Consider the following 24,302-nt stretch of genomic DNA (forward strand, 5'->3'; position numbering starts at 1 on the left):
TTGAACCGCGGCAGCGCCGGCCCGATCCTCGCGGCCCATGATCGTCGAGTACATCCGCTACCGCGTGCCCTCCGACCCCGCCGCCTTCGAGGCCGCCTACGACCGCGCCTGCGCCTCGCTGCGCGACTCCCCGCAGTGCCTGGCCTACGAGCTGACGCGCTGCGAGGAGGCGCCCGAACACTACGTCCTGCGCATCGAGTGGGTGTCGACCGAGGCGCACCTGCAGGGCTTCCGCCGCGGCCCCGAGTTCGGCCCGTTCTTCCAGGCGATCCGCCCGTACGTCGCGCAGATCGAAGAGATGCGCCACTACGCCCCGACCGCGCTGGTCTGGCGCCGCTGACGGGCGAACGGTCTCTCCTACAAGACATGCTTTGGAGCATGTCTTCGAGACAATGCGTCACAGAGCATGTCCACAAGGACATGTAGGAACGATTCCCTCGCGCGGCGCGCCTGATGCGAAGTGTACCCTATGGCGGTCCTTCAGGACCTACCGCGACGGAGCCGCGCGTCTTCCGTCGTCCTCGTGGGGCCTCGCGCGCCTGCTCGTCATGGCGGTGGTGATATGGTCAAGACGCGACGAGCTCGGCCGCTCTCGCAGAGACGATTCGACCTCGCGACCTCGCGGGTCTCGCTCGTCACCGCGCCGCCGCAAGATCTTCCAGTAACCCGCACGACCGGCGTGCCAGCCTGGCCGTGGAGGCAATGATCCATGGCGACCATTCATCGAGAGATCCTCGTCGACGCCGACGTCGACGCCAGCTGGGCCGCTCTGTGCGACGTGGGCGCGATCCAGGAGCGGCTAGCCCGCGGCTTTGTCATCGACACCGTGCTGGAGGGCGACCACCGCACCGTGACCTTCGCCGGTGGCATCGTCGTGCGCGAGCGCCTGATCGCCCGCGACGACGTCCGCCGGCGCCTGGCCTACGCCGTGGTCGACCCCGAGGTTCGCCATCACGCCTCGTTCCAGGTGTTCCCCGGCGACGGGGGCGGCAGCCGGATCGTGTGGATCACCGACGTCGCCCCCGATTCGGCCGCGCCGCGGTTCGCCGGCATGATCGACACCGGCGTGGCGGCGATCCGCCGCACCCTCGGCGCCTCGCGGCAAGGGTGACCACGGCCCACCGCGACGGGCGCGAGATTCGGCCGGAACACCTCGGCACGACGGCTGCCACGCGCAGAGCGGCCGGGCGCTCGAATCGCGCCTCAGGGGCGCTGTCGCGGCCGCGTCGCAGAGGTCTCGAAGGACATGCCCTGCGGGTCATGTCCATCAGAACATGCCCGCGAAGGCATGCCCCGAGGACCAGGCGGTCGAGAGCTCAGCGGGCTCGCGTCTGCTCGCGTCGGCTCGTCGAGCGCCAGCGCAGGACCGACTCGATCAGCAGCAGCAGCGCGACCAGCAGCACCAGCGGGCGCCAGCGCGGGTAGCGGGCGGCGGCCATGACCTCGTCGCCTTCGATCCGCGGCCCCGCGACGGTGTGAAGCGTCGTGTCGCTCTCGGCCGGGTCGACCTGCACCGCGAAGCGCAGCGGCGGCTCGTCCTCCCCGCGCTCGACCGTGTAGTGGCCCGGCACCCACGTATCTTTAAACAGCCTCGCCGTGGCCGTCGGGCACCGCGGCCAGGCGCTCGCCGCCGGGCGTGATCACCGTCGCCGGCCGATCGCCGGGCAGCACCCGCGGCTCGCCGACCCGCAGCACCGCGCCGGCGGCACCCTGCTGGCTGGCGTCGAGGTACGCGACCAGGCGCTCGACGAGCGGGACGAAACCTGGCCGAAGGGGCAGGTCGGACCAGTCGCGGTCGACCGAGGTGGTCAGCAGCGCGACGCGGCCGCGGCCGTGGGAGCGGGTGATCAGCGCCGGGGCGCCGCTGGTGAAGCTGAGGGCGACGTCGACCGCGCGGGCGGCGTCGGGCTCGAGCAGGAACAGCCGGCGGGTGCGGGCGCCGAGCAGGCCGAGGTCGTCGCCGAGGCCGCGCAGGGCCGGGTGGGCCAGGTTGGCCGGCGCGAGCCCCTCGGTGCGGTTCTCGGTGCGGCCCGGCGCGGTGCCGACGACCTGGGCCTCGCGCAGGCGCAGCGGCAGCAGTTCGCCCAGGCGGTCGTTGTAGGCGGCCGCCTCGACGCGCTCGCCGACGGTCACGAACAGACCGAGGCCCTCCTCCACCCGGCGGGTCAGCGCCGCCGCGGCGTCGGGCGCGGGGGCGCGGACGTTGGCGAGCACCACCACGTCGACCCCCGCCAGCGGCCTCGGCTCGCGCAGGCGGGCCTCGAGCTGGTCGGGCGCGAGCCCGTGGACCCGCAGGCGGCGGCCCGGCGCGGCGGCCAGCGCGGTGGCGAGGAAGAACACCTCGTCGTGGGCCCGCATCTCGCTCGGGTCGCCGTTGACGAGCACGATGTCGAGCTCGTCCTCGCCGGCCAGCCAGAAGTGCCGCACCTCGTCGCCGGGCAGCGGGTCGTCGGTGAGCTCGACCAGCGCCAGCGCGGCCGGGCTCGGCCCGTCGCCGATCAGCGTGTGCGTGAACTCGACCCGCGCCTCGCCGCCGCGCGGGACCATCACGTCGGCGCGCGCGACCTCCTCGCCGCCGAGCTGCATGGCCACGGCCACGCGGCGCAGGTTGTCCGGCAGGGTGGGCCCGGGCGCGTGCCGGCGGACCACGCCCCACACCCGCACCGCCCGCGGATCGAGGTCGCGCGCCGGCTCCCAGCCGACTGAATCGAGGGACAGGTGCTCGGGGACAGGCGGCAGCGCGTCGAGGCTGCCGAGCGCCGGCACCGGCAGGACCGGGACGTCGGGCCCTGCGGCCTCGGGCAGGCTGCCGAGGCCGCGCGCGGTCGGGTCGCCGATCGCGTAGACCGCCCGCCGCCGCCCCCCGTCGCCGCGCAGCAGCGCCGCCGCGACCGGCAGCCCGCTGTCGAGCGGCCACGCCCCGGCCCGCGGCGCGCCGCCGGCCAGCCACTCGCCGATCGCCTCGCGCACGCGCCCGAGGTCGGCCGACAGCTCGAGCCGCGGCCCGGACGGATCGCTGGTGACGAGCCCGACCCGGCTGCCCGGCGGCAAGGCGTCGACCACCGCCGCGGCGGCGTCGGCGGCCCCGTCGAGGGCCCGCACGCCGTCTGTCCTCAAGGACATGCTCAAAGAGCCATCCACGAGCAGGATCGCGTCGTGCGGCTCGCCCAGGACCGCCACGCGCGCCCGCCCCGAGCTGACCGGGCGCGCCAGCGCCAGCGCGAGGAGGGCCAGCGCGGCCAGGCGCAGGCCGAGCAGCAGGCGGTCGCGCAGGTGCCGGCGCATGGTCACGACCTCGTCGCCCGGGCGGACGAAGCGGAGCGCGGCGAAGGCGATCTTGCGCGGCTCCTCGCGCCCGCGCAGGTGCGCGACGAGCGGCGCGGCCAGGCCGAGCAGCCCGAGCAGCAGGAGCGGCGCCAGCAGGCTCACGCGCGGCCCTCCGTCGCGCGCCACAGGGCAATGTTCGTGCCCGTCACGTGCGCGCCTCCTCCGGCGCCGGCTCGCCCTGCAGCGCGCGCAGCAGCCCGAGGAAGGCGGCAGTCACGGGCGTGTCGGTGACCACGCGATGGCACACCAGCCCGCGCCCGAGGCAGCCGCCTTGAAACGCCGCCAGGTAGGCGCCGAGGCGCTGCAGGTAGGCCGCGCGCAGGCTGGCGCCGAGGCCTTCGACCTCCGGGCGGACGCCGCGGTCGTCCTCGAGCCGCAGCAGCTCGCGCCCCGACCACGGGAACTCGAGCTCGTCGCGGTGCAGCACCTGCAGCAGCACGACCGCGTGGCCGCGCCCGGCCAGCGCCGCCAGCTCGTCGAGCAGGCCGGCCTCGGCCGCGGGCAGGCCTGTCTCTTCCGCCATGTCCCCGGGGACCTGTCCCTCGGCGCAGGGGTCGAGGAAGTCGGACACCAGCACGACCAGGCTGCGCCGCGCCAGCTGCGGCCCGACGGCGGCGACCAGCCGCGGCCACGGGCAGATCCCCGCCGGCGGGCGGGCCAGCGCCTCGGCCAGCGCCAGCAGCCGCCGCGCCCCGCCCTGCGGCCGCGCCTGCTGCAGCTCGACGCCGCCGGCCCCGCCGCTGGCGAGCCCGAGCCGGTCGCCCTGGCGCGCCGCCAGGCTGGCCAGCCCGGCCACCAGCGCCGCCGCGTAGGTCGACTTGCGCTCGATGCCTGCCCCGTAGGACATGCCCCCGGAGCCATCCAGCAAGAACACCGCCGACAGCACGTCCTCGGCGTCGTGCTGGCGCAGCACGTAGCGGTCGTCGCGGGCCGCGGCGCGCCAGTCGAGCCGGCGCAGGTCGTCGCCGGGGACGTACGGCCGGTGCCCGCGGAACACGTCGCCCGCGCCCGCCCGCGCCGCGAGGTGTCGCCCCGGCCGCCCGCCCCACACGGCCTGGCCGACCCGCAGCACCCGCCCGCGCAGCAGCTCGCGCAGCTCCGGCGGCAGCACGGCGGCGAGGGCGGTGTCCGGATCGGCGGCGGTCATGGCGAGCCCGTCAGGCGGAAGGCGAAGTTGCCTCGAAGGACAGGTCGTAGTGACGAGGCCGCGAGCCGTCGCCCCTCACGGTGAGGCCGCGCCGCGAGTCGCAGCGACAGCGCTCGCAGTCTCCTGGCCTCCAGGACATGGCACATGAGACATGTCCCCACTCAGCTGTCCCAATAAACATGCCACCCCAGCCCGGCGCCGAGCTCTCGTTTAAAGAGGAATCTGGCCGCGAGGACATGGCGAAACGTTCAGGCGCGCACCGCGGCCAGCACCTGGGCGACGAGCTCGTCCGACCCGACGCCGCGGCTCTCGGCGATGAAGCTGCGGACCAGGCGGTGGGCCAGCACCGGCGCGGCCAGGGCCCGCACGTCGTCGGTGGTGACGGCGGGGCGGCCGTCGAGGGCGGCCCGCGCCTGCGCGGCGGCGACCAGCTGCTGGCCGGCGCGCGGCCCGGCGCCCCACTGGATCAGCTCGCGCAGCCCCTTGGGGCAGGTGGCCTCGCTCGGCCGGGTCGCGCGCAGCAGGGCGACCGCGTGGGCGACGACCGAAGCGGGCACGGGGATCCGCCGCACCAGCGCCTGGTGGGCGGTGAGCTCGGCGGGCGTCAGCAACGGCTGCAGCTCGGGCGCCTGCTCGGCCCCCAGCGCGACGATGTGCCGCTCGTCCTCCTCGCTCGGGTACCCGACCACGATCTGCAGCATGAAGCGGTCGAGCTGGGCCTCGGGCAGCGGGTACGTGCCCTCCTGCTCGATCGGGTTCTGGGTGGCGAACACGTGGAACGGCAGCGGCAACGGGTGCGTGCGCCCGCCCGCGCTGACCCGCGCCTCCTGCATCGCCTGCAGCAGCGCCGCCTGGGTCTTCGGCGGGGTGCGGTTGATCTCGTCGGCCAGCAGCAGGTTGCAGAACACCGGCCCCGGCACGAACCGGAAGTTGCGCCGCCCGCTGACCGGATCCTCCTCGAGCACGTCGCTGCCGGTGATGTCGGCCGGCATCAGATCCGGCGTGAACTGCACGCGCGAGAACTGCAGCTCGAGCGCCTGCGCCAGGCTGCTGACGAGCAACGTCTTGGCCAGGCCGGGCACGCCGACGAACAAGCCGTGGCCGCCGGCGAACAGGCACACGAGCAGGTGATCGATCACCCCCTGCTGACCGACGATGCGGCGGTGCAGCTGCTCGACCAGGCGCTCTCGGCTGCGGGCGAGCGTCTGCAACGCTTCGCGGTCGTCAGGAACGGCGGTCGGTGAGGCAGTCGCGGGCACGGGGCGCGGAGTATAGCGCGTCAGCGCGGGGCCACCGGCCGCTTCGTCGCGCGCCGGGCCGCGAACAGCTCGCGCGCGCTGGTGACGGTGGCGGCGCGCTGCACCCAGCGCAACAGCTGGGTCCGCTGCTCGCAATCGGTGATCGTGCGCCGCTGCGTCGCGGTCAGGGCGATCGACCGCGCTTTGAGGAGGGCGAGCAGCGCCTCGTGCAAGCCGGCCAGCTCGCCGCGCGCTTCGGCCTGTCGCGCCTCACGGCGGGCCCGATGCAGCGGGGCCATGAGCTGGCCGAAGATCGAGCGCCGGTAGAGGTACACGAAGGGGCGGAGCAGTTCTTCGTCGCTCAGGGGCTGCATGACGTCGACTCCGAGCTGGGCGCGCGGCGGCGCCGAGAAAGACACGGACGAGATCAGTGTAAAGAGGGCGACGCGCGCTGTCGAGCATCGTGACGCCAGCGAGCGCGGCGCGGCCGATGGCGGCCCCCTGCGGACCGCGGCCGTGGGCCAGCACCGACAGGACCGCGAGCTCCGGGCGGCGCCGGGCCTCGCGGGCGCGGGTGATTTGCGGGATCTGTGCCGGCCCGAGCACGTCGGGCACCAGCACCCAGCGGCCGTCGCCCATGTCGATCGGTCGACTGCACCAGCGGGCCACCGCCGGCTGGGTCGTCAGCACCAGGAGGCGCACCGGGCACTGCAGCCGCCGGCGCAGCGACGCCAGGTAGACCGGCCAGACCCAGCGCTTGGCGGGATCGCGTCGCAGCTGCGCCTCGACCACGATCGCCAGCGCGGGTCGACCGCCCTTGCCGGTCAGCGCCAGCACCAGGTCGGCGCGCACCTCGGCCGGATCGATCTCCGCGAACTCGCCCTCGACCACCTGCGCCGCGGCGAATCGCGGCAACGGCGCCGAACAACCCTCACGCAGCAGCGTGGCGACGAGAGCGGCGCGCGGCGCAGCAGCTCGAGCAGGACGGTGTGCGGGAGCGAGGGCATGCCGACCTGGACAGGTCGGTCGGCGCGACGTCAGTTTTGCGTACGCTGGCGGTGAGTCAGCGCACTGTTATCACCTGCGCCGGCGGACATGGCTCGAAAGACAGCCGGCAGCCTGTCGGCTCGGCGACGACTTCGGCTAAAACCCGTGGACGGGGCGACCGCGAACTTCCCGCCCCGCATGGAGAGTGGCGATGGCGAGCTTCAACGAGATCTTGAGCCAGGTGAAGCGCCAGGTCCGCGAGGTGTCGGTCGAGGACACGCGGGCCCGGGTGCACGGGGCGGGCGGCGAGCCGCCGCCGGTGCTCGTCGACATCCGCGAGCGCGACGAGTACGAGCAGGGCTTCATCGGCAGGGCCGAGTGGATCCCGCGCGGCTTCCTCGAGCTGAAGATCGAGGACCTGGTGCCCGACCGCAACCGCGAGGTCATCCTCTACTGCGCCGGCGGCACGCGCTCGGCGCTGGCGGCCCGCTCGCTGCAGGAGCTCGGCTACGAGCGGGTCTCCTCGATGGCCGGGGGCTTCCGCGCGTGGAAGCAGGCCGGCCACCCCTTCGACCGCCCGCGCAACCTCTCGGCCGAGCAGGTCAAGCGCTACAGCCGGCACATCATGCTGCCGGAGGTGGGCGAGGTCGGCCAGGGCAAGCTGCTCGACGCCAAGGTGCTGTGCCTCGGCGCCGGCGGCCTCGGCTCGCCGTCCAGCCTCTACCTCGCCGCCGCCGGCGTCGGCACGATCGGCATGGTCGACGACGACCTCGTCGACGAGAGCAACCTGCAGCGCCAGATCCTCCACAACATGGAGCGCCTCGGCATGCCCAAGGTCGAGAGCGCCCGCAAGACGCTCCAGGCGCTGAACCCCGACGTCAAGGTCATCGCCCACCAGACCCGGCTCACCTCCGAGAACATCCTCGACATCATCAGCGGCTACGACCTCATCGTCGACGGCGCCGACAACTTCCCGACCCGCTACCTCCTCAACGACGCCGCCCTCAAGCTCGGCAAGCCGGTCGTGCACGCCTCGATCTTCCGCTTCGAGGGCCAGCTCACCACCTTCCTGCCCCACGAGGGCCCCTGCTACCGCTGCCTCTACCCCGACCCGCCCCCGCCCGGCATGGCCCCCTCGTGCCAGGAGGCCGGCGTCCTCGGCGTGCTGCCCGGCATCGTCGGCACCTTGCAGGCCAACGAGGCGCTCAAGATCATCCTCGGCGCGGGCAGCACCCTGTCCGGCCGCCTGCTCGTGTTCGACGCCCTGGGCACCAAGTGGCGCACGCTCAAGCTGCGCAAGGACCCGGAGTGCCGGGTCTGCTCGAAGAAGCCCGAGGAGATCGAGCTGATCGACTACGAGGCGTTCTGCTCGATCGCCGGCTGAGCCCGGCGCGCCTGCACCGAGGGGCATGTCCGTGCGGACATGCCCCTTCGCACATGCACATATGAACATGCCTGCTCGGGCATGCCTGCCGATCACCGCTCGCGCTTGCCCTCGGTCCAGACCTCGTTGCTGTCATCGACCTTCTTTGAAAGACATGTCTCGAGAGACATGCGCTGATGACATGCCCCGAAAGACATGCGTCCTCGCGGCGCCGCCGCGCGTCATCGTCGCCGCCAGCACATCGATGCGCGGACCGAGGAACTCGCGCGGCGCGCTCGGCAGCTCGCCTCGGCCGCGCTAGCGGTCTTCCTTGATCCGCCGCGCCAGCGCCTCGTGCTCCTCGTACGGCGGCCCGACCACCTCCGGCTCCGGCGTGCGCAGGGCCTCGGGCGCCGCGAACAGGTCGGCCACCAGGCCGGGCGCCGCCTTCGGCTTCGGCGGCCCGAGCACGCGGTCGCGGTGGCGCGGCGCGTACTGCTGCTTGAGCGCCACCACCCGCCGCAGGGCCGTCTCGATCAAGGAGTCGGGCAGGTGCTCGAGCAGGCGCAGCGACTCGTCGCGGAGGTCGGCCTTGCTGCACACCAGCAGCGCGTCGAGCCCGGCCTCCAGGCTCCAGCGCACGCGCTGCTCCGGCGTGAAGTGGTCGGCCACCGCCTTCATCTCGAGGTCGTCGCTGAAGACCACCCCGTCGTAGGCCAGCTCGCCGCGCAGCAGCTGCATCACCGGCGGCGACAGCGTCGCCGGGCGCTTGCGGTCGAGCGCCTCGAACAGCACGTGGGCCGACATCACGCTGGCCACCCCGGCCTTCGCCGCCGCGGCGAACGGCACCAGCTCGATCTCCCGCAGGCGGTCGAGATCGTGCGGCAGCCTGGGCAGCTCGAAGTGGCTGTCGGAGCGGGTGTCGCCGTGGCCGGGGAAGTGCTTGGCGCACGCCGCCACCCCGGCGGCCTGCATCGCGGTGATGAAGGCCGCGGCGTGGCGGGCCACCCGACCCGCCTGGGACGCGAAGCTGCGATCGCCGATCACCGGGTTGGCCGGGTTGGTGTCGACGTCGACCACCGGCGCGAAGTCGAGGCCGATCCCCAGGTCGGACAGCTCACGCGCCAACGCCTCGGCCACCGCCCCCGTGGTCGTCGGCTCGTCGCGGCGGCCGAGCGCCCGCATCGGCGGCCAGACCGTCCAGGGCGCCTTGAGGCGCTGAACGCGCCCTCCTTCTTGATCGATCGCCACCAGCAGCGGCACGTCCGGCGGCGCCGCCTCGTGGAGCGCACGCACCAGCCCGCGCAACTGGGCCGGGCCTTCGATGTTGCGACCGAAGAGGATCACGCCGCCGATCCGGCCTTGACCGAGCAGGCGGGCGAGGTCCGGCGGGACCGAGGTCCCCTCGAAGCCGACGAACAAGAGCTGACCGGGCTGCCACCACGACGCCATCGCCGCGAGGGTACGAGGCCGGGGCGCGCGCCGCAAACTGGCCGCCGGCCCCGAAAGGGCCGCACGACGCTCGACGAAACTCCAGCCGCGAGTGACTTGTTCCCGAGATTCGCGCGACGAGGGCGGGCCCACTGGTTGACGCACCACCGCGTGGTTGTTAGCGTCCGGCGCCTCGCCGATGCCGACCTCTCCGCCCCCGCGGCCACACCGCCTTTTCTGGCTGATCCCGGCCTTCGGCCTCGTCAACCTGTTCGCTGGCTCTTCCACCGCGCACGCGCAGGCCCCCATGGGCGGCGGCATGGGCATGGGCGGAGGAGGCATGGGCGGCATGGGCCCGATGGGCGGCGGCGGGATGCCGGGCCAGGGCGGCCAGGGCGAGAAGAAGAAGGAAGGCCCGGCCGAGGCGGCGCCGAAGGACAAGAAGGCGCTGCAGCCGATCGAGCCGGTGCCGGCGCAGCCCCGGCCTGCGGCAGCTGCAGTTGTTCGAGCTGCACGGCTACATGCGCATGCGGGCCGACTACTTCCACCGGCTCGACCTCGGCAGCGGCAAGAGCAACCAGTCGACGATCGGCACCAACTACGCCGACAACGCGCAGCTGGAGAACCCGTACTTCGTCCCGCCCTCGGTCGCGGCCGAGACCGCCGGCGGCTTCGGCGAGACCTCGGGCGCCAGCGACGTCAACTGCGTCGGCGGCCTGACGGGCCTCGGCATCAACGCCAGCAAGGCCAGCCGCCGCTGCGGGCGCCGCAACGGGTTCGCCAGCGCCAACATGCGCCTGCGCATCGAGCCGACGCTGCACATCACCGACACCGTCAAGGTGCACGCCCAGCTCGACGCGCTCGACAACCTCGTCCTCGGCAGCACGCCCGACTCGCTGCTCGCCGACAACCCCAACGCGCCGATCGACCTGTTCACGCGCACCCAGCTGCCGCCGTCCGACATGCGCAACAGCGGCCGCGACAGCCTCGTCGTCAAGCGCGCGTACGGCCACATCCGCTTCGGCTGGGGCCTCGACATCAAGTTCGGGCGCATGCCGCACCACTGGGGCATGGGCATCGTCGCCAACGACGGCAACGGCTACTACCGCGGCGAGGCGGCCGACATCGTCCGCATGCTCGACATGGACTACGGCGACTCGGTCGACTCGCTGCGCCTCGGGTTCGACTTCGGCAAGGACCGCCGCAGCACCCACACGCTCGAGTTCTCGTGGGACTGGGCCGCCAGCGGCCCGACCACCGCCCAGATCTTCGGCCCCTGGTACGGCCCGTACCAGCAGGACTACACCACCGGTCAGACCTTCAGCGTCGAGAAGTTCGACAACGTCTATCAGTGGCGCATCTCGATCCTCCGCCGCGACGACCCGGCGATGCTGCAGCGCAAGCTGTCGCTCGGCCGCCCGGTCATCAACTACGGCGCGATCGTGTGGGCCCGCTACCAGGCGATCGACCGCGTCACCGGCACCCCCGGCATCGGCATCGACCCCCAGCTCAACGAGCAGTACGGCTCCGAGATCGGCAGCTCGGGCAACCAGTACTACGACCAGCTGCAGGACTACGCCAACATCCTGATCCGCCGCCGCGCGCTGGTGTTCACGCCCGACGTGTGGTTCCGCGTCAACTGGAAGACCCTGCGCGTCGAGCTCGAGGGCGCCGCGGTGCTCGGCCGCTTCAACGAGATCAACGACAGCAGCGCCTTCGACGCCTCGCAGGGCAACGACCGCGACGACGTCTATACGATCAAGGACACCACCGACATGGGCCGCCGCTGGCTGACCCAGTTCGGCTACGCGCTCGAGTTCAAGTACGGCCTGTTCAAGGACAAGTTCCACCTCGGCCTCGACCACGGCTTCGCGTCGGGCGACAACGACCCGCGCTTCCGTTACAACACGCCGTGGAACTCGAACCTCGACGATCGCACCTGGTCGAAGTTCCGCTTCAACCCGGCCTACTTCTCCGACCTGCTGCTGTTCCGCGAGCTGCTCGGCACCGCCAGCAACGCCGCCTACTTCAAGCCCTGGCTGGCGTTCTACTTCTTCGACAACAACTTCTCCGGCCGCCTCGACATCGAGTACGCCGTCGCCCCCCAGCGCACCAACACGTGGGGCAACAAGGCCAACTACGGCCTCGAGATCGACGCCGCCTTCCGCTACCACGACCGCCAGGAGCCGATCTTCTTCCAGCTCCAGTACGGCGTGATGTTCCCGTTCGGCGCCTTCAACCGCGGCGTCGAGTACAGCCCCGACGGCACGCTGGCCGGCCTGCCCAACAACGGCGACCCCAAGGCCGCCCAGACCGTCCAGGCCCAGCTCGGCATCCGCTTCTAGCAGCGGGACCTGGACCGTCTCCACGGCTCGCGGCCCGTCGCGTCACGGCGGGCGCCGGCTTCATGCGCCGCCCGCGGCGCGTTCGTCGACGCCGAGACCTGGGGACCCGGCGCCGTCGCAACCCTGAGCCGCGCTGCCGAGGGTTTCGCAGGACCTCGCCGCGCCTGGCTCTTCGAGGCCCCGATCGCCCGCTCACGCCTGCCGGCTCACGGCGGTCGACTCGCCCGCCGGAACCGCCTTGCCCCGGCCCCGCGGGCGACGTAGACCTTGACCGGATCTCGCGCCGCCGGCGATCGCCGGCGCGCTCGAGTCCTTCCCAGCGCCCTGTCCCTCGCGCCATGTCCCGCGCGCCATGCCTTTAAACAGGTCCCATGAGCAAGGTCAAGAAGCCCCAGCAGCGGTGGGTGTGTCAGGCGTGCGGCGCGGTCACGACCGGGTGGTTCGGCAAGTGCCCGAGCTGCGACGCCTGGAACTCGATCGAGGAGGAGGTCGCGGCGCCGTCGCCCGGCGAGCGGCCGGCCGGGCCGGGCAAGGTCGTCGCCTCGACCGAGGCGCAGACGATCGTCGACCGCCAGCCGCGGCGCCCGTGCGGCATGGGCGAGGTCGATCGCGTGCTCGGCGGCGGCCTCGTCCCGGGCAGCGTCGTGCTGCTCGGCGGGCCGCCGGGGATCGGCAAGTCCACGCTGCTCCTGCAGGCCTCGGTCGGCCTCGCGCGGCGCAACGGCGTCGTGCTGTACGCCAGCGGCGAGGAGTCGGTGGCCCAGGTCGCCTCCCGCTGCGGCCGCCTCGGCGCCAGCCACCCCGGCCTCCTGCTGATGGCCGAGACCCGCATCGAGGAGGTCTTGAGCGCCGCCCAGGAGCGCGCCAAGACGCTCGCCGCGCTGATCGTCGACTCGGTCCAGACCGTCCACAGCGGGGCCCAGGACGGCCTGCCCGGCAACATCAGCCAGATCCGCGCCGTCACCTCCGCCCTGGTCGGCTTCGCCAAGACCCACGGCGTGCCCGTCGTCGTCGTCGGCCACGTCACCAAGGACGGCCAGCTCGCCGGTCCGCGCCTGCTCGAGCACCTGGTCGACGCCGTGCTCTCGTTCGAGGGCGACGAGGAGCGGGCGATCCGCCTGCTGCGGGCCACCAAGAACCGCTACGGCAGCACCCAGGAGCTCGGCGTGTTCGAGATGCGCGGCGACGGGCTGCGGGAGATCCAAACCCTCCGAGGCCTTCATCACCGAGCGCGACGACCCGGCGATCGGCTCGTGCGTGACCGCCAGCCTCGAGGGCTCGCGGCCGCTGCTGCTCGAGGTCCAGGCGCTCCTGGCCGCCGCGTTCGGCAACCCGCGCCGCACCTGCGTCGGCGTCGACCCGGTCCGCCTCGCCATGCTCCTCGCCGTGCTCGACCGCCACGCCGGCGTGTTCGCCCTCGACCAGGACGTGTTCGTCAACGCCGTCGGCGGCATGCGCCTCGGCGAGCCCGCCAGCGACCTCGCCGTCCTCCTCGCCGTCGCCTCCTCGCACCGCCGCCAGCCGCTCCCGCCGGGCCTGTGCGTGTTCGGCGAGGTCGGCCTCACCGGCGAGCTGCGCCCCGCGCCCCGCTCCGACGCCCGCCTGTCCGAGGCCGCCCGCCTGGGCATGAAGCGGGTGCTCCTTCCGACAGGTCCCAAACAACATGCCCTTTCGGCCAGGAAGCTGAAGGACCAGCTCGGCGTCGACGTCCGCCTGGCCCGCAACGTCGGCGAGGCGCTCGAGCTGGCGTTCGGCTGACGCGCCGTCGACGTCCGCCTCGCCCGCGACGTCGGCGAGGCGCTCGGCTGACGCGCCGTCGACGTCCGCCTCGCCCGCGACGTCGGCGAGGCGTTCGGCTGACGCGCCGTCGACGTCCGCCTGGCCCGCGACGTCGGCGAGGCGCTCGAGCTGGCGTTCGGCTGACGCGCCGTCGACGTCCGCCTCACTCGCGCGGTCGGCGAGCGAGCCGGAGCGGCGCGCGCCGGAGGTCCAGCCGGGCGCAGCGCCGGCGTCGCCGCCGATCAGGCGCCCCGGGCGTGCCCTCACGCGACGCGAGAGCGCGCAGACTCGCGCTGGCGACCGTGCGCGCGTCCTTCAGCGCTGGCACACGCGGACGACCAACCTCGGCGCCGCGCCGCTCTCACGCGCGTGGACCTTGATCCCCGGCGCCGGGATGAGCTCCTCGTACTTCTCATTCATGAACGTGGCCGATTTCGGCGCCACCACCAGGCTGCCGGCGACGATCGCCGGCACCCACTCCTCGGGGGAACCGAGCGAGGCGAGGTCGATGGGCTGCAGGCCGCTGTCACCGCAGATCGCGTCGACGACCCCGAGCGGCTGCAACACCTCCAGCAGGGGCTTCTGCTGCTGTTCTTGGGTCCACGGGGTGGTGCATTCGCCGACCGCGCCGCATACGCGGCACGCGAACGAGGACAGGCCGTCGGCGCACTGGCTCGCCTTGCCGCCCTCGCTCCAGCCTTGATCGGCGTCGAGCGCATGGAGGCTGAACTGCATCGGCTCCCCGTAGAGGTTGGCCTCGTCCTCGCCCTTGAGGACGAGCTGGACCGACTCGATCTGCGCGGTCGGGACCGGCCCGTGGTCGGAGTCCAGTTGGCCGTCCTTGGTCGGGAACCGCAGCGCCATCATGGTGATGCCGACGATCGCCGAGACCACCATGCCGTTGTCCTTCAACAGGGACCCGCTCTCGACCTCGCCGAAGCTGAGGTCTTTGCAATCGAACGGCACCGGCTCCCCCGACACCTTGCATTCGCCGTTGACCCCGTCGAAGGCGTCGCTCAGGAACGTGTCGGCCTCGACGGTGACCTTGACCTCGCAGCAGCCCTCCATGTCGACGCCGACGCCGTCGCACACGAACCCCTCGTTGGTGGTCTCGGTGGTCGGGTTTGGCTCCGTCGTCGTCGTCGTGTTGTCGGACGAGCTGGTGATCGTGCTCGGCGAGGTCGACGTCGAGGTCGTCGTCACCGGCGGGTCGGAGGTCGTCGTCGGCGGCTCGATCGTCGTCGTCTCGAGCGTGACCGCGGAGGTCTGGCTGACGGAGCCGCTGTCGGTGATGACGTCCCAGGTGTCGAGGAACAGCGGGTTCGGCTTCGAGCAGCCGCCTGCGAGCGCCCCGCCCACGAGGATCGCCGTGAACGACTTCCGGTTCATCGAACACCCACCCTAACACAAACGGCGCGTGTTCGCCGGTGCGTCGGGGCCGGCGGCGCCTGAGCGCGTTTTGACCCCCGATCCGCCTCGCAATTTGCGCCGGCCTCGTCTACATCGCCTGGCATGTCCGCCGCACCCGAGCTCTACGACATCTACGAGCGCTCCAACGAGGCCGTCACCGAAGAGTTCGACGTCCGCCTCCCGCTGCTCGAAGGCGCCGTCCCCGAGCAGCTGCGCGGCGTCCTGTTCCGCAACGGCCCCGGGCGGCTCGAGCTCTACGGCCACCGCTACGGGCACCTGTTCGACGGCGACGGGCACATCAATCGCTTCGCCTTCGACGGTCGCGGGGTCACCTACCGCAACCGCTACGTCCGCACTCGCGAGTTTCTCGCCGAGGAGTCGGCCCGGCGGATCCTCTTTCGCAACTTCGGCACCAACATCCCCGGCGGCCTGCTGAAGAACCTCCTGCGCACCCGCTTCAAGAACGTCGCCAACACCAGCGTCGTCCAGCACGGCGGCAAGCTGCTCGCCCTGTGGGAGGCCGGCTGGCCGCACCGGCTCGACCCCGGCAACCTCGACACCCTCGCCCGCGACGACCTCGGCGGCGCCCTGCAGAACCCCGGCAGCATCATCGAGCGCATGGTCGCCCCCGAGCTGCCGTTCAGCGCTCACCCCAAGGTCTGTCCGGTCACCGGCGAGCTCTTCAACTTCGGCCTGGCGGCCACCGGCACCCGCTCGCGCCTGTGCCTCTACCGCGTCGACGCCAGCGGGCGGGCCGCCGCGCCCGAGTTCATCGACCTGGCGGGGGGCTACTTCATCCACGACTTCGTGCTGACGGCCCGGCACCGCGTCTTCTTCCTCACGCCCACCGCCTTCGACCTGCGCAAGATGTTGCTCGGTCTGGCGCCTCCGGTGCAGACGATGCGGGCCCTGCCCGGGCCGACGCAGATCCTCGTGGTCGACCGCGACAGCACCGCTCACCGGCGCACCGAGACCGGCGCCTGCTTCATCTTCCACTTCCCCAACGGCTTCGAGGACGCGCAGGGGGTGATCTTCGTCGACGGCTACCGCATGCAGCGGTTCCCCAGCCTGAACCCGCGCCCGGACCGGCCCGAGGAGCACGTCAACCCGTACCTCACCCGCTACCGCATCGACCCCGCCGGCGGCGTCAGCGAGCAGACGCTGACCGACCACACCGGCGAGCTCGGCACGATCCGCCAGGACCGGATCAGCCGGCGCCACCGCTACGCCTGGTCGATCGGCTCCGCCCCCGGCCGCAAGGCCCCGTTCTCGACCGGCCTCCTCAAGGTCGACTGCGACAGCGCGAGCACCCTGTTCCGCGACTTCGGCCCCGCCCTCACCGGCGAGCCGGTGTTCATCCCCCGCCCCGGCGGCGCCGACGAGGACGACGGCTGGCTGCTGTCGATGCACTACGTCGACGCCGACCGCGCCAACCATCTGCTCGTCCTCGACGCCCGCGACCTCGGCACCCTGGCCCGCCTGCGCCTGCCCCACACCACCCCGCTCGGCTTCCACGGCACCTTCGTGGCCGAGCCGCAGGGCTGACCCTCGGAGCATGCTCCGAAAGACATGTCTATCGAGGCATGTCCTTTAGAGCATGTCCGATCGACGTCCAGTCAGGCGATGTCCATCGGAGCACGTCTCGGCGGCGCGAGGCTGCAGCCCTGACGCGACCGCCCGTCTCGCGCGCGCGAGACGATCAAGTTTCGCAGCCGGCCCTGACGCGACAGCCCGCCTCGCGTCTGCGAGGCGGGCTGCTCCGCTACGCGCGCTGCGAGCGGCTCACTTCGCGGCCTTGACCGGCGCGCCCTTGCCCTTGCCGGGCTCGGGCTCCGGCTCCGGCGGCTTGCGCGGGCCGCCGCGGCCCTTGCCCTCGTCCGCGTCGCTGGCCGCGGGGACCATCTTGATCGGCCCCCCGCCCTTGGCCGGCGGCACGTCGGCGTCGCCGGGCGGCTGGGCCACCGGCACCGAGGCCTGGTGCGCCGGCGTGATCCCGTGCTTGGCGAGGATCTCGGCCTCGATTTTATTGAAGATGTCGGGGTTCTCTTTGAGGAACTTCTTGGCGTTCTCGCGGCCCTGGCCGATGCGCTCGCCGCGGTAGCTGAGCCACGCGCCGGCCTTCTCGACCACCTTGGCTTCGACGCCCATGTCGATCACCGCGCCCTCGCGGCTCACGCCCTCGCCGTAGGTGATGTCGAACTCGACCTCGCGGAACGGCGGCGCCAGCTTGTTCTTGACCACCTTGACGCGCGTGCGGTTGCCGACGACCTGCTCGCCCTCCTTGATCGCGCCGATGCGGCGGATGTCGAGGCGGATCGACGAGTAGAACTTGAGCGCGTTGCCGCCGGTGGTCGTCTCCGGGCTGCCGAACATCACGCCGATCTTCATGCGCAGCTGGTTGATGAAGATGACCATCGTGCGGCTGCGGGCGACCGCGCCGGTCAGCTTGCGCAGCGCCTGGCTCATCAGGCGCGCCTGCAGGCCGACGTGGCTGTCGCCCATCTCGCCCTCGAGCTCGGCCTTCGGCGTCAGCGCCGCCACCGAGTCGACGACGATGACGTCGATCGCCCCCGAGCGGACCAGGGTCTCGCAGATCTCGAGCGCCTGCTCGCCGAAGTCGGGCTGCGAGACCAGGAGGTCCTCGGTGCGCACGCCGATCTTGCGGGCGTAGCTGACGTCGAGCGCGTGCTCGGCGTCGATGAAGGCGCACACGCCGCCGCGGCGCTGCGCTTCGGCCACCACGTGCAACGTCAGCGTGGTCTTGCCCGACGACTCCGGCCCGTAGATCTCGACGATGCGGCCGCGCGGGAGCCCGCCGATCCCCAGCGCGATGTCCAGTGGCACCGCGCCGGTCGAGATCACGCCGACCTCGCCCGACGGCATCTTTCCGTCCTTGAGCCGCATGATCGAGCCCTTGCCGAACTGCTTCTCGATGGTCTGCAGGGCCAGCTCGATCGCGGAGTCGCGCTGGTTAAGAGCGGGAGTGGTCGGGGGTGGTGTGGCCATGAGCGTTTTGAATCCTCAGTGCGCGGTCTAGCGCCCGCGCGTGATCTATAGGAGAACAAGTGCGCAGTATCAAGCGCTTTCCGCCCTCGACGTCCGCCGGATCGGCCCGCGGGAGGCCTTTTCGCCGATTTTACCGCGCCGCCGGCCCCGCCCCGGCCGGCGATCCCCCGCTCACAGCGGGCCTGCGGGGACCCGTCCTGCCAGCATGTCCTGCTCCTGCGCCGCGGAGAACGGCGGCGCCAGCAGGCTGTCGTCGCGCTGGCGCGAGCGGAAGTACTCGAAGATGTAACGCATGCGGTCGCCGAGGCGCGACCAGTCGTCGGCCCCCGAGCCCTGCACCTCCTGCCCGCCGAGCCGCAGCCAGACCTCGACCCGGTCGGCCAGCCCGAGCCCGCGCTCGCGCGCCTCGTAGGCCCCCAGCTCCTCCGCCAGTCGCAAGAGCCGCGGGTGCTCGAGCCGCGCCAGCTCCTCGGGCCACAGCGGCCGCCCCGGCGGCGCCGGCAGGTCGGAGCCCATGCGCAGCACCTGCCCCGGCAGCGCCATCGTCATCATCAACTCGGTGGCCGCGCGTCGCATCACCGTCGCCAGCGCCGCGCCGATGAGCCCGCCCTCGGCGGCCGGCAGCTCGCTCAGCGGGGCCGCCAGCGCCCCGGCGATGTAGGGCTGCAGCCGCGTCTGCTCGTGCAGCCCGCACAGCCCGTTGGCAAGCAGCACCAGCTCGGCGCGCGCCCCGGGCCTGGGCTCGTGCAGGGCCTTGAAGTAGTAGACCAGGGCCTCGCGGACCATCGTCTGCCCGCCCTCTTGCCGCCGCTCCAGCGTCCCGTCGGCGGCCACCGTCAGCGCGTCGGGCAGGCTCGGCCCCTCGCTGAACAGCCCGACCACGTCGGCCAGCCGCTCCTCGGTGCGCCCCGCGGGCTCGGCGAAGGAGGCCGAGAACGCCGCGAACGCCACCCCCAGCTCCGCGAACACCGTCGTGTTGCCGCCCGTCACGTGGCGGGCGATCTGCGTCAACGCCCGCCGGATCGGCGCGCGCAGGGCCAGGCTGTCGAGCGCCGCGGGCATCCGCGCCGCCAGCAGCGTCGACACCCACGCCCCGAGCTCCTCCTCGCGGATGAACTGCCCGGCCTGCTTCGAGGCCCAGACCGCGAAGATCGGCCACGCGAAGTCGGCCGAGCCCAGCACCTGCGCCATCGCCAGCGTGAGGTGGTGGTACCCGCGCGTGATCAAGAGGTTGCGCAGGACCGGCCGGTCCGCCATCGCCACGATCTCGCGCACCCGCTCCGGCGTGATCCCATCCACCATCACCCGATCTTGCAACCGATCAGCCCGGTCGCCGCCGCCCGCGCCGCGGAGCGCCCGCCGCCGGCCCGCCCGGGCTATCTTGACCGCCGTGCCGATCCGCCCGCGCCGCCCCTCGCCCCGCCCCCGCGGCCTGCGCGTCGCGGCGTCCGCGAGCGAACCTGCACGACCGCGCGAGCCTCACCTCGTGCTCCGGGCCTGCGCCGCCCTCACCCTCCTCTTATCCGGCGCCTGCCGCCCGCGCGCCGACGAGCCGCCGACCGAGGACCGCGTCACCCTCACCATCGTCGGCACCAGCGACCTGCACGGCCACCTGCGCGCCCTCCCGCTGCTGGCGGCCCACCTCGGCGCGCTGCGACGCGAGCGGGCCGCGGACGGCGGCGGCGTGGTCCTCGTCGACGCCGGCGACATGTTCCAGGGCACCCTCGAGTCGAACCTCGTCGAGGGCGCCAGCGTCGTCGACGCCTACGCCGCGCTCGGCTACGACGCGGTCGCGGTCGGCAACCACGAGTTCGACTTCGGCCCCGTCGGTCCCCGGGCCACCGCGACCGCCCCGTTCGGCGCGGGCGAGGCCGACCCGCGCGGGGCCTTGCAGGCGCGCATCCGCCAGGCGCCCTACCCCTTCTTGACCGCCAACCTGCGCCGCAAGGGCGGCGAGGCGCCCGGCCTCGGCGTGCCCTCGACCCTGATCGAGCGCGCCGGGATCAAGGTCGGCGTCGTTGGCGTCACCACCGAGGGCACGCCGCACACCACCATCGCCGCCAACGTCAGCGACCTCGAGATCGCCCCGCTGGCGGCCTCGATCGCCAGCGAGGCCGCGGCTCTGCGCGCGCGCGGGGCCGCGGTCGTCGTCGTCGCCGCCCACGCCGGCGGCCGCTGCACCGGCTTCGCCGACCCCGACGACCTCGCCAGCTGCGAGCCCGACCACGAGATCATGGCCGTCGCCCGCGCCCTCCCGCCCGGCGCCGTCGACGTCATCGTCGCCGGCCACACCCACCAGGCGATGGCCCACCGCGTCGCCGGGATCGCCGTCGTCCAGTCGTACGCGCTCGGGTCCGCCTACGGCCGCGTCGACCTCGTCGTCGACAGAACTTCGGGACATGTCGTTTCGAACATGGTCCATGCGCCACGTCGGTTGTGCTCCGGCGCCGACGCCGACCCCGACGACCCTCTGCCCTCGTGCGACCCGCGGGACGACGAGGGCCGCCCGCTGACGCCCGACCCGGCCGTCGCCGCCGTGGTCGCCCCGGCGCTGGCCGCCGCCGACGTCGTCCGCGAGCGCTCTCGGCCCGGCGATCGCCGCCCTGTTCGTCACCCGCCGCAAGGGCGAGAACCCGCTCGGCAACCTGCTGGTCGACCTCATGCTGCGCGCCCGCCCCGACGTCGACGCCGCGATCATCAACGGCGGCGGCGTGCGGGCCGACCTCCCGGCCGGACCGCTGCGCTACGGCGCGCTGTACGAGACCTTCCCGTTCGACAACCGGTTCGCCCGCGTCAAGCTGCGCGCCGGCGACTTCGCGGCGATGCTCGCCGGCAGCCTCGGCGGCGGCCCGTTCTTCTCGCTCGGCGGCCTGCAGGCGGTCGCCGGCTGCGACGGCCCCGACCTCCGCGTCACCCTGCAGCGCGCCGGCGTCCCGCTCGACGCGTCGCAGGAGATCGTCGTGCTCGCCAGCGACTTCCTCGCCACCGGCGGCGACCGGGCCTTCGCCGGCCTGCTGGAGCGCGGCCTGGCCACCGTCACCCTCGAGGACGACCCGCCCCTGCGCGAGGCCCTGGCCGCCGAGCTCGGGAAGCTCGGCCCGGTGTCGCTCGCGCCGCTCAGCTACTACGACCCCGAGCACCCGCGGATCCGCGCCCCTCCGAGCCCCCGGTCCGCTGCCCCTGACGCGACCTGTCCCTCCGGACATACTTTCTTGAAGGGCCAACGGCGCGGCCTGTCCTTCCGGACAGCATCGTGGCCTGTCCCTTCGGTCATCGCACCGACCGACCTCGAGCGACGCGACCCCACCGTCGCGCCTCTTCATGCCTGCGCCGCCGCCTGTTCACCCTCGGCCACTCACGCCGAACCGACGCCGCGGCCTGACCTGTCCCTTCGGACATCTCTCACGACCTGACCCGAGAGACATGCGGACGCTCTCTCGGCCCGCCACCTCATGTCGTCGCGGACCTGCCCCAAAAGACACGCCCGAGCCGACCCGACCTCGACGTTCCTGCCTCGTCGACGCCGCGCCGCGAGTCCCGGCGAGCGCCTCTCGCCGCCACGAACCGCCGTTCCGGCCCGCGCGAGATCTTCCTGGCGTGAAGCTCCGCCGGAGCGCCGATTATTCGGCGCCCCCCGCTAAAAACTCTCAGTCGTCGAGCGCCTCGACGTGGGCGAGGCCGCGGGCCACCAGGCGGTCCCACACCAGCTTGAGGGCCACGATCCCCGCCGTGTGCTGGATGAGCGCCCGGTCGCCCCACATTGCACTCGCTTGTGCGTACACGTCTCGGCGTCGGCGACCGCGAAGTCGACGGTGCCGACGGGTTTCTCGGGCGTGCCGCCGCCGGGGCCGGCGACGCCGGTGATGGCCACCGCCAGGTCGGCGCCGAGCGCCCGCCGCGCGCCCTCGGCCATCTCGCGCGCGACCGGCTCGGACACCGCCCCGTGCGCCGCCAGACTGTCTTCGCGGACCCCCAGGATCCCCGTCTTCACGCTGTTGGCGTAGGCCACCACCCCGCCGGCGAACACGTCGGAGGCGCCGGCGACGGCGGTGAGGCGGCCCGCCACCTGTCCTCCGGTACAGGACTCGGCGGTGGCCAGGGTGAGGCCCGCGCGGCGGCAGGCGGCCAGCACCCGCACCTCGAGCTCGGCCTCGCCGATGCCGTAGAGCGAGCCGCGGAGCGCCGCCTGGAGCGGGGCGTCGAAGCTGCGCAGTTCCTCCTCGGTGGCCCGCGCTCCGCCTTCGCCGGCCAGGGCCTCGAGGATCAGCAGCACCTGCGGCGTCGCGGCCCGGTAGTGCAGGTAGACGGCCGCGAGCCCCGGCGAGCGGGCCCGCGCCGCGGCCAGGATCGGCTCGACCTCGACGGCCACGGCCGACTCGCCGCGGCCGATCAGGCGATAGACGCGCCGCGGGATGTCGGGCAGCGCGAACCGCCGGCGCAGCCGCGGCTCGATCTGCTCGACCATCATCTTCTTCATCTCGCGCGGCACCCCCGGCATGCAGGCGACGTAGCTGCCGCGCGGCAGGGAGGCGGCGAAGCCGGGGGCGGTGCCGACCGGGTTCGGCAGCACGTCGCAGCCCGCCGGCAGGTCGGCCTGTTTGCGGTTGATGTCCGGCATGGGCCGGCCGAAACCGGCGAACACGGCCGCGATCGCGGCCTCGGAGGCGGCGTCGCGGACCAGCGGGACGCCGGCGGCGAGCGCGACGGCCTCGGCAGTGAGGTCGTCCGACGTGGGGCCGAGGCCGCCGGAGACGAGGCAGAGATCGACCGAGACGTCGGCCACGGCGGCCACGATCTCGGGGATGCGGTCGCGGACCGAAAGCGCCCGGACGACCTCGAACCCGAGGCGTCGACAGCGTTCGCCGAGATAGGCCAGGTTGGTGTTGACCGTGTCTCCAGACAGCAATTCGTCGCCGATGGTGAGGATCTGGGCCGTGGGCATCGCCCGGGCACCCTAGCACCCCGCGGCGCGGGACGGCCGGGCGGCGGACGGCTCGCCTGTGCGGGCCGGAGCGCCCTCCGCGCGCCCGGTCGGCCGGTCTTTCCGCCCTTGCGAGGGTCCGCTAGGATAAACGCCACCGTGCGACTTCGTTACGCAGCCAAGACCGATGTGGGCATGAAGCGCGCCCACAACGAGGATTACTTCTCGCTGATCGAAGACGAGAAGGTGTTCTTGGTCGCCGACGGCATGGGTGGGCACGCCTGTGGCGAGGTCGCGAGCAAGCTCTCCGGCGACGTCATCAGCGAGTTCTACATGCACTCGAAGGACATGGACGCGACGTGGCCGTACCGCTACGACCCGAACCTGTCCTACCCGGAGAACCGCATGGTCGCCGCCATAAGGCTGGCCAACGCGCGCATCTACGACGCCGCGCAGAAGAACCCGAACCTGCGCGGCATGGGCACCACGATCGTCGGCTGCATGTTCGTCGGCGATCACGTCTACATCTCCCACGTCGGTGACTCGCGCTGCTACCGGATCAACGCCGAGATCAAGCAGCTCACCCGCGACCACTCGCTGCTCGAGGACTACAAGGACGCGCGGCCCGACATGAGCGAGGAAGAGGCGCGCAACTTCCCGCACAAGAACGTCATCACGCGCGCGCTCGGCATGCGCGACACGGTCCAGGTCGACATCACCAAGCACCAGGTGAACGACGGCGACCAGTTCGTCCTCTGCTCCGACGGCCTGTCGGGCATGGTCGACGACAAGACGATCTACAAGATCGTGCGCGAGGCCAGCACCCTCGAGAACGCGGTCGCCGAGCTCATCGAGCAGGCCAACCGCGCCGGCGGCACCGACAACATCACCGCCATGCTGATCCAGTGCAACCTCTAGTCTCGCTCTCACCTCCGTGACCGCCGACTCCCCCGCCAATCGCCGCGCCGAGCCCCGGCTCCCGGTCCACTTCGAGGTCGACTGCACCTCGGGTGACACCTTTCTCTACGCCCACATCACCGACATCTCGTCGATGGGCATCTTCATCTCGACCGACAAGCCGCTGCCGGTCGGGACGGTGCTGCGCTGGCCTTCACGCCGCGCCCCGAGGCGACCGGCGGGGCCGCGCCGCATCGGCTCGAGCTGACCGGCGAGGTCGTGTGGAACACGACCGGCCAGGTCGGCCCCGACAAGCCCGGCATGGGCGTGCGCTTCCATCACGCCGCCCCCAAGACGCGCAGCCGCCTGCTCGAGCTGGTGCGCGCGATCGCGTATCTCGACGTCACGACCGATATCAAGCCCTAGGTAGTCCGCTCTCTGCCCGGGCGTC

Annotated in this window: 21 protein-coding genes and 2 pseudogenes; 12 read left to right on the plus strand and 11 right to left on the minus strand. The window is 72.7% G+C overall.

From position 1 onward, the window contains the following. Positions 1 to 37: 37 nt before the first annotated feature. Both OV079_RS25870 and OV079_RS25875 read left to right on the plus strand, forming a co-directional pair. Positions 38 to 340, plus strand: a complete 303-nt coding sequence (locus OV079_RS25870) for a putative quinol monooxygenase (RefSeq protein WP_267771577.1) — start codon at positions 38 to 40, stop codon at positions 338 to 340. Between the two features lie 369 nt (positions 341 to 709). After that, positions 710 to 1,111: an SRPBCC family protein gene (locus OV079_RS25875; RefSeq protein WP_267771578.1), complete on the plus strand. Its 402-nt coding sequence runs from the start codon at positions 710 to 712 to the stop codon at positions 1,109 to 1,111. Positions 1,112 to 1,316: 205 nt separating this feature from the next. On the opposite strand, the gene OV079_RS25880 is transcribed toward OV079_RS25875, so the two are convergent. The 6 genes from OV079_RS25880 to OV079_RS25905 form a co-directional block, all read right to left on the minus strand. Continuing rightward, positions 1,317 to 1,571 carry a hypothetical protein gene (locus OV079_RS25880; RefSeq protein WP_267771579.1) on the minus strand — a complete coding sequence of 85 codons (255 nt, stop codon included), beginning with the start codon at positions 1,569 to 1,571 and terminating at the stop codon, positions 1,317 to 1,319. 10 nt (positions 1,572 to 1,581) lie between these two features. Further along, complete coding sequence (locus OV079_RS25885; RefSeq protein ID WP_267771581.1) at positions 1,582 to 3,429, minus strand: BatA domain-containing protein; 1,848 nt, start codon at positions 3,427 to 3,429, stop codon at positions 1,582 to 1,584. 43 nt (positions 3,430 to 3,472) lie between these two features. Then, the gene (locus tag OV079_RS25890) at positions 3,473 to 4,474 is read right to left on the minus strand and encodes a DUF58 domain-containing protein (protein ID WP_267771582.1); all 1,002 of its coding nucleotides are present in this window, start codon (positions 4,472 to 4,474) and stop codon (positions 3,473 to 3,475) included. Between the two features lie 248 nt (positions 4,475 to 4,722). Next, positions 4,723 to 5,757: an AAA family ATPase gene (locus tag OV079_RS25895; protein ID WP_420829539.1), complete on the minus strand. Its 1,035-nt coding sequence runs from the start codon at positions 5,755 to 5,757 to the stop codon at positions 4,723 to 4,725. Then, on the minus strand, positions 5,754 to 6,011 hold the full coding sequence (locus OV079_RS25900) for a hypothetical protein (RefSeq protein WP_267771584.1): 258 nt from the start codon (positions 6,009 to 6,011) through the stop codon (positions 5,754 to 5,756). Before OV079_RS25900 ends, OV079_RS25895 begins: the two co-directional genes overlap by 4 nt. Continuing rightward, on the minus strand, positions 5,983 to 6,627 hold the full coding sequence (locus OV079_RS25905) for a hypothetical protein (RefSeq protein WP_267771585.1): 645 nt from the start codon (positions 6,625 to 6,627) through the stop codon (positions 5,983 to 5,985). The genes OV079_RS25900 and OV079_RS25905 overlap by 29 nt, the downstream gene beginning before the upstream one ends. A 283-nt stretch (positions 6,628 to 6,910) precedes the next feature. On the opposite strand from OV079_RS25905, the gene moeB reads away from it, so the two are divergent. Then, positions 6,911 to 8,083 (plus strand): molybdopterin-synthase adenylyltransferase MoeB, encoded by a 1,173-nt coding sequence (moeB, locus tag OV079_RS25910; protein ID WP_267771586.1) that lies wholly within the window; start codon positions 6,911 to 6,913, stop codon positions 8,081 to 8,083. Between the two features lie 297 nt (positions 8,084 to 8,380). Here moeB and nagZ read toward each other — a convergent pair whose 3' ends face one another. After that, entirely contained in the window at positions 8,381 to 9,514 is a 1,134-nt protein-coding gene (nagZ, locus tag OV079_RS25915) for a beta-N-acetylhexosaminidase (protein WP_267771587.1), read from the minus strand. Positions 9,515 to 9,993: 479 nt separating this feature from the next. On the opposite strand from nagZ, the gene OV079_RS25920 reads away from it, so the two are divergent. From OV079_RS25920 to OV079_RS25930, 3 genes and pseudogenes are all read left to right on the plus strand, one after another. Continuing rightward, positions 9,994 to 11,838, plus strand: coding sequence for a TIGR04551 family protein (locus OV079_RS25920; RefSeq protein WP_267771588.1), 1,845 nt, complete (start codon positions 9,994 to 9,996; stop codon positions 11,836 to 11,838). 371 nt (positions 11,839 to 12,209) lie between these two features. Continuing rightward, positions 12,210 to 12,818, plus strand: a pseudogene (locus OV079_RS58575) (DUF7125 family protein); the annotation flags it as partial. Positions 12,819 to 13,095: 277 nt separating this feature from the next. Next, positions 13,096 to 13,596: a DNA repair protein RadA family protein gene (locus OV079_RS25930; protein WP_267778891.1), complete on the plus strand. Its 501-nt coding sequence runs from the start codon at positions 13,096 to 13,098 to the stop codon at positions 13,594 to 13,596. A 336-nt stretch (positions 13,597 to 13,932) separates the two neighbouring features. On the opposite strand, the gene OV079_RS25935 is transcribed toward OV079_RS25930, so the two are convergent. Then, entirely contained in the window at positions 13,933 to 15,006 is a 1,074-nt protein-coding gene (locus OV079_RS25935; RefSeq protein ID WP_267771589.1) for a hypothetical protein, read from the minus strand. 123 nt (positions 15,007 to 15,129) lie between these two features. Between OV079_RS25935 and OV079_RS25940 the strand changes: the two genes are divergently transcribed. Beyond that, the gene (locus OV079_RS25940; RefSeq protein ID WP_267771590.1) at positions 15,130 to 16,572 is read left to right on the plus strand and encodes a carotenoid oxygenase family protein; all 1,443 of its coding nucleotides are present in this window, start codon (positions 15,130 to 15,132) and stop codon (positions 16,570 to 16,572) included. A 237-nt stretch (positions 16,573 to 16,809) separates the two neighbouring features. Here OV079_RS25940 and recA read toward each other — a convergent pair whose 3' ends face one another. Together recA and OV079_RS25950 are read right to left on the minus strand one after the other, a co-directional pair. Further along, positions 16,810 to 18,033, minus strand: a complete 1,224-nt coding sequence (gene recA / locus OV079_RS25945; RefSeq protein ID WP_267771591.1) for a recombinase RecA — start codon at positions 18,031 to 18,033, stop codon at positions 16,810 to 16,812. Positions 18,034 to 18,204: 171 nt separating this feature from the next. Then, complete coding sequence (locus OV079_RS25950) at positions 18,205 to 19,335, minus strand: hypothetical protein (protein ID WP_267771592.1); 1,131 nt, start codon at positions 19,333 to 19,335, stop codon at positions 18,205 to 18,207. 184 nt (positions 19,336 to 19,519) lie between these two features. Between OV079_RS25950 and OV079_RS58580 the strand changes: the two are divergent. Next, positions 19,520 to 20,272 (plus strand): annotated as a pseudogene (locus OV079_RS58580) (metallophosphoesterase); the annotation flags it as partial. Positions 20,273 to 20,636: 364 nt separating this feature from the next. Continuing rightward, a complete protein-coding gene (locus tag OV079_RS25960; RefSeq protein WP_267778642.1) occupies positions 20,637 to 21,446 on the plus strand; it encodes a 5'-nucleotidase C-terminal domain-containing protein in 810 nt (269 codons plus the stop codon). Between the two features lie 224 nt (positions 21,447 to 21,670). Here OV079_RS25960 and OV079_RS25965 read toward each other — a convergent pair whose 3' ends face one another. Next, on the minus strand, positions 21,671 to 22,975 hold the full coding sequence (locus tag OV079_RS25965) for a CinA family nicotinamide mononucleotide deamidase-related protein (protein ID WP_267771594.1): 1,305 nt from the start codon (positions 22,973 to 22,975) through the stop codon (positions 21,671 to 21,673). A gap of 138 nt (positions 22,976 to 23,113) precedes the next feature. Here OV079_RS25965 and OV079_RS25970 point away from each other — a divergent pair, with 138 nt between their 5' ends. The 3 genes from OV079_RS25970 to OV079_RS25980 are packed head-to-tail and all read left to right on the plus strand — an operon-like array spanning position 23,114 to position 24,277. Then, positions 23,114 to 23,872 carry a Stp1/IreP family PP2C-type Ser/Thr phosphatase gene (locus OV079_RS25970; RefSeq protein WP_224193964.1) on the plus strand — a complete coding sequence of 253 codons (759 nt, stop codon included), beginning with the start codon at positions 23,114 to 23,116 and terminating at the stop codon, positions 23,870 to 23,872. A gap of 16 nt (positions 23,873 to 23,888) precedes the next feature. Beyond that, positions 23,889 to 24,119: a PilZ domain-containing protein gene (locus OV079_RS25975; protein WP_267771595.1), complete on the plus strand. Its 231-nt coding sequence runs from the start codon at positions 23,889 to 23,891 to the stop codon at positions 24,117 to 24,119. 11 nt (positions 24,120 to 24,130) lie between these two features. After that, positions 24,131 to 24,277 carry a hypothetical protein gene (locus tag OV079_RS25980; RefSeq protein ID WP_267771596.1) on the plus strand — a complete coding sequence of 49 codons (147 nt, stop codon included), beginning with the start codon at positions 24,131 to 24,133 and terminating at the stop codon, positions 24,275 to 24,277. The last annotated feature ends 25 nt before the right edge of the window (positions 24,278 to 24,302 follow it).

Origin of the sequence: Nannocystis pusilla (assembly GCF_026626665.1) — a bacterium.
GTDB lineage: Bacteria > Myxococcota_A > Polyangia > Nannocystales > Nannocystaceae > Nannocystis > Nannocystis pusilla.

What these genes read in the sequence shown, in the direction of transcription:
- recA (WP_267771591.1), bottom strand. Translation starts at nt 18,033, where the DNA reads ATGGCCACACCACCCCCGACCACTCCCGCTCTTAACCAGCGCGACTCC.
- moeB (WP_267771586.1), top strand. Translation starts at nt 6,911, where the DNA reads ATGGCGAGCTTCAACGAGATCTTGAGCCAGGTGAAGCGCCAGGTCCGC.
- nagZ (WP_267771587.1), bottom strand. Translation starts at nt 9,514, where the DNA reads ATGGCGTCGTGGTGGCAGCCCGGTCAGCTCTTGTTCGTCGGCTTCGAG.
- OV079_RS25950 (WP_267771592.1), bottom strand. Translation starts at nt 19,335, where the DNA reads ATGGTGGATGGGATCACGCCGGAGCGGGTGCGCGAGATCGTGGCGATG.
- OV079_RS25890 (WP_267771582.1), bottom strand. Translation starts at nt 4,474, where the DNA reads ATGACCGCCGCCGATCCGGACACCGCCCTCGCCGCCGTGCTGCCGCCG.
- OV079_RS25965 (WP_267771594.1), bottom strand. Translation starts at nt 22,975, where the DNA reads ATGCCCACGGCCCAGATCCTCACCATCGGCGACGAATTGCTGTCTGGA.
- OV079_RS25875 (WP_267771578.1), top strand. Translation starts at nt 710, where the DNA reads ATGGCGACCATTCATCGAGAGATCCTCGTCGACGCCGACGTCGACGCC.
- OV079_RS25870 (WP_267771577.1), top strand. Translation starts at nt 38, where the DNA reads ATGATCGTCGAGTACATCCGCTACCGCGTGCCCTCCGACCCCGCCGCC.
- OV079_RS25900 (WP_267771584.1), bottom strand. Translation starts at nt 6,011, where the DNA reads ATGGCCCCGCTGCATCGGGCCCGCCGTGAGGCGCGACAGGCCGAAGCG.
- OV079_RS25935 (WP_267771589.1), bottom strand. Translation starts at nt 15,006, where the DNA reads ATGAACCGGAAGTCGTTCACGGCGATCCTCGTGGGCGGGGCGCTCGCA.
- OV079_RS25940 (WP_267771590.1), top strand. Translation starts at nt 15,130, where the DNA reads ATGTCCGCCGCACCCGAGCTCTACGACATCTACGAGCGCTCCAACGAG.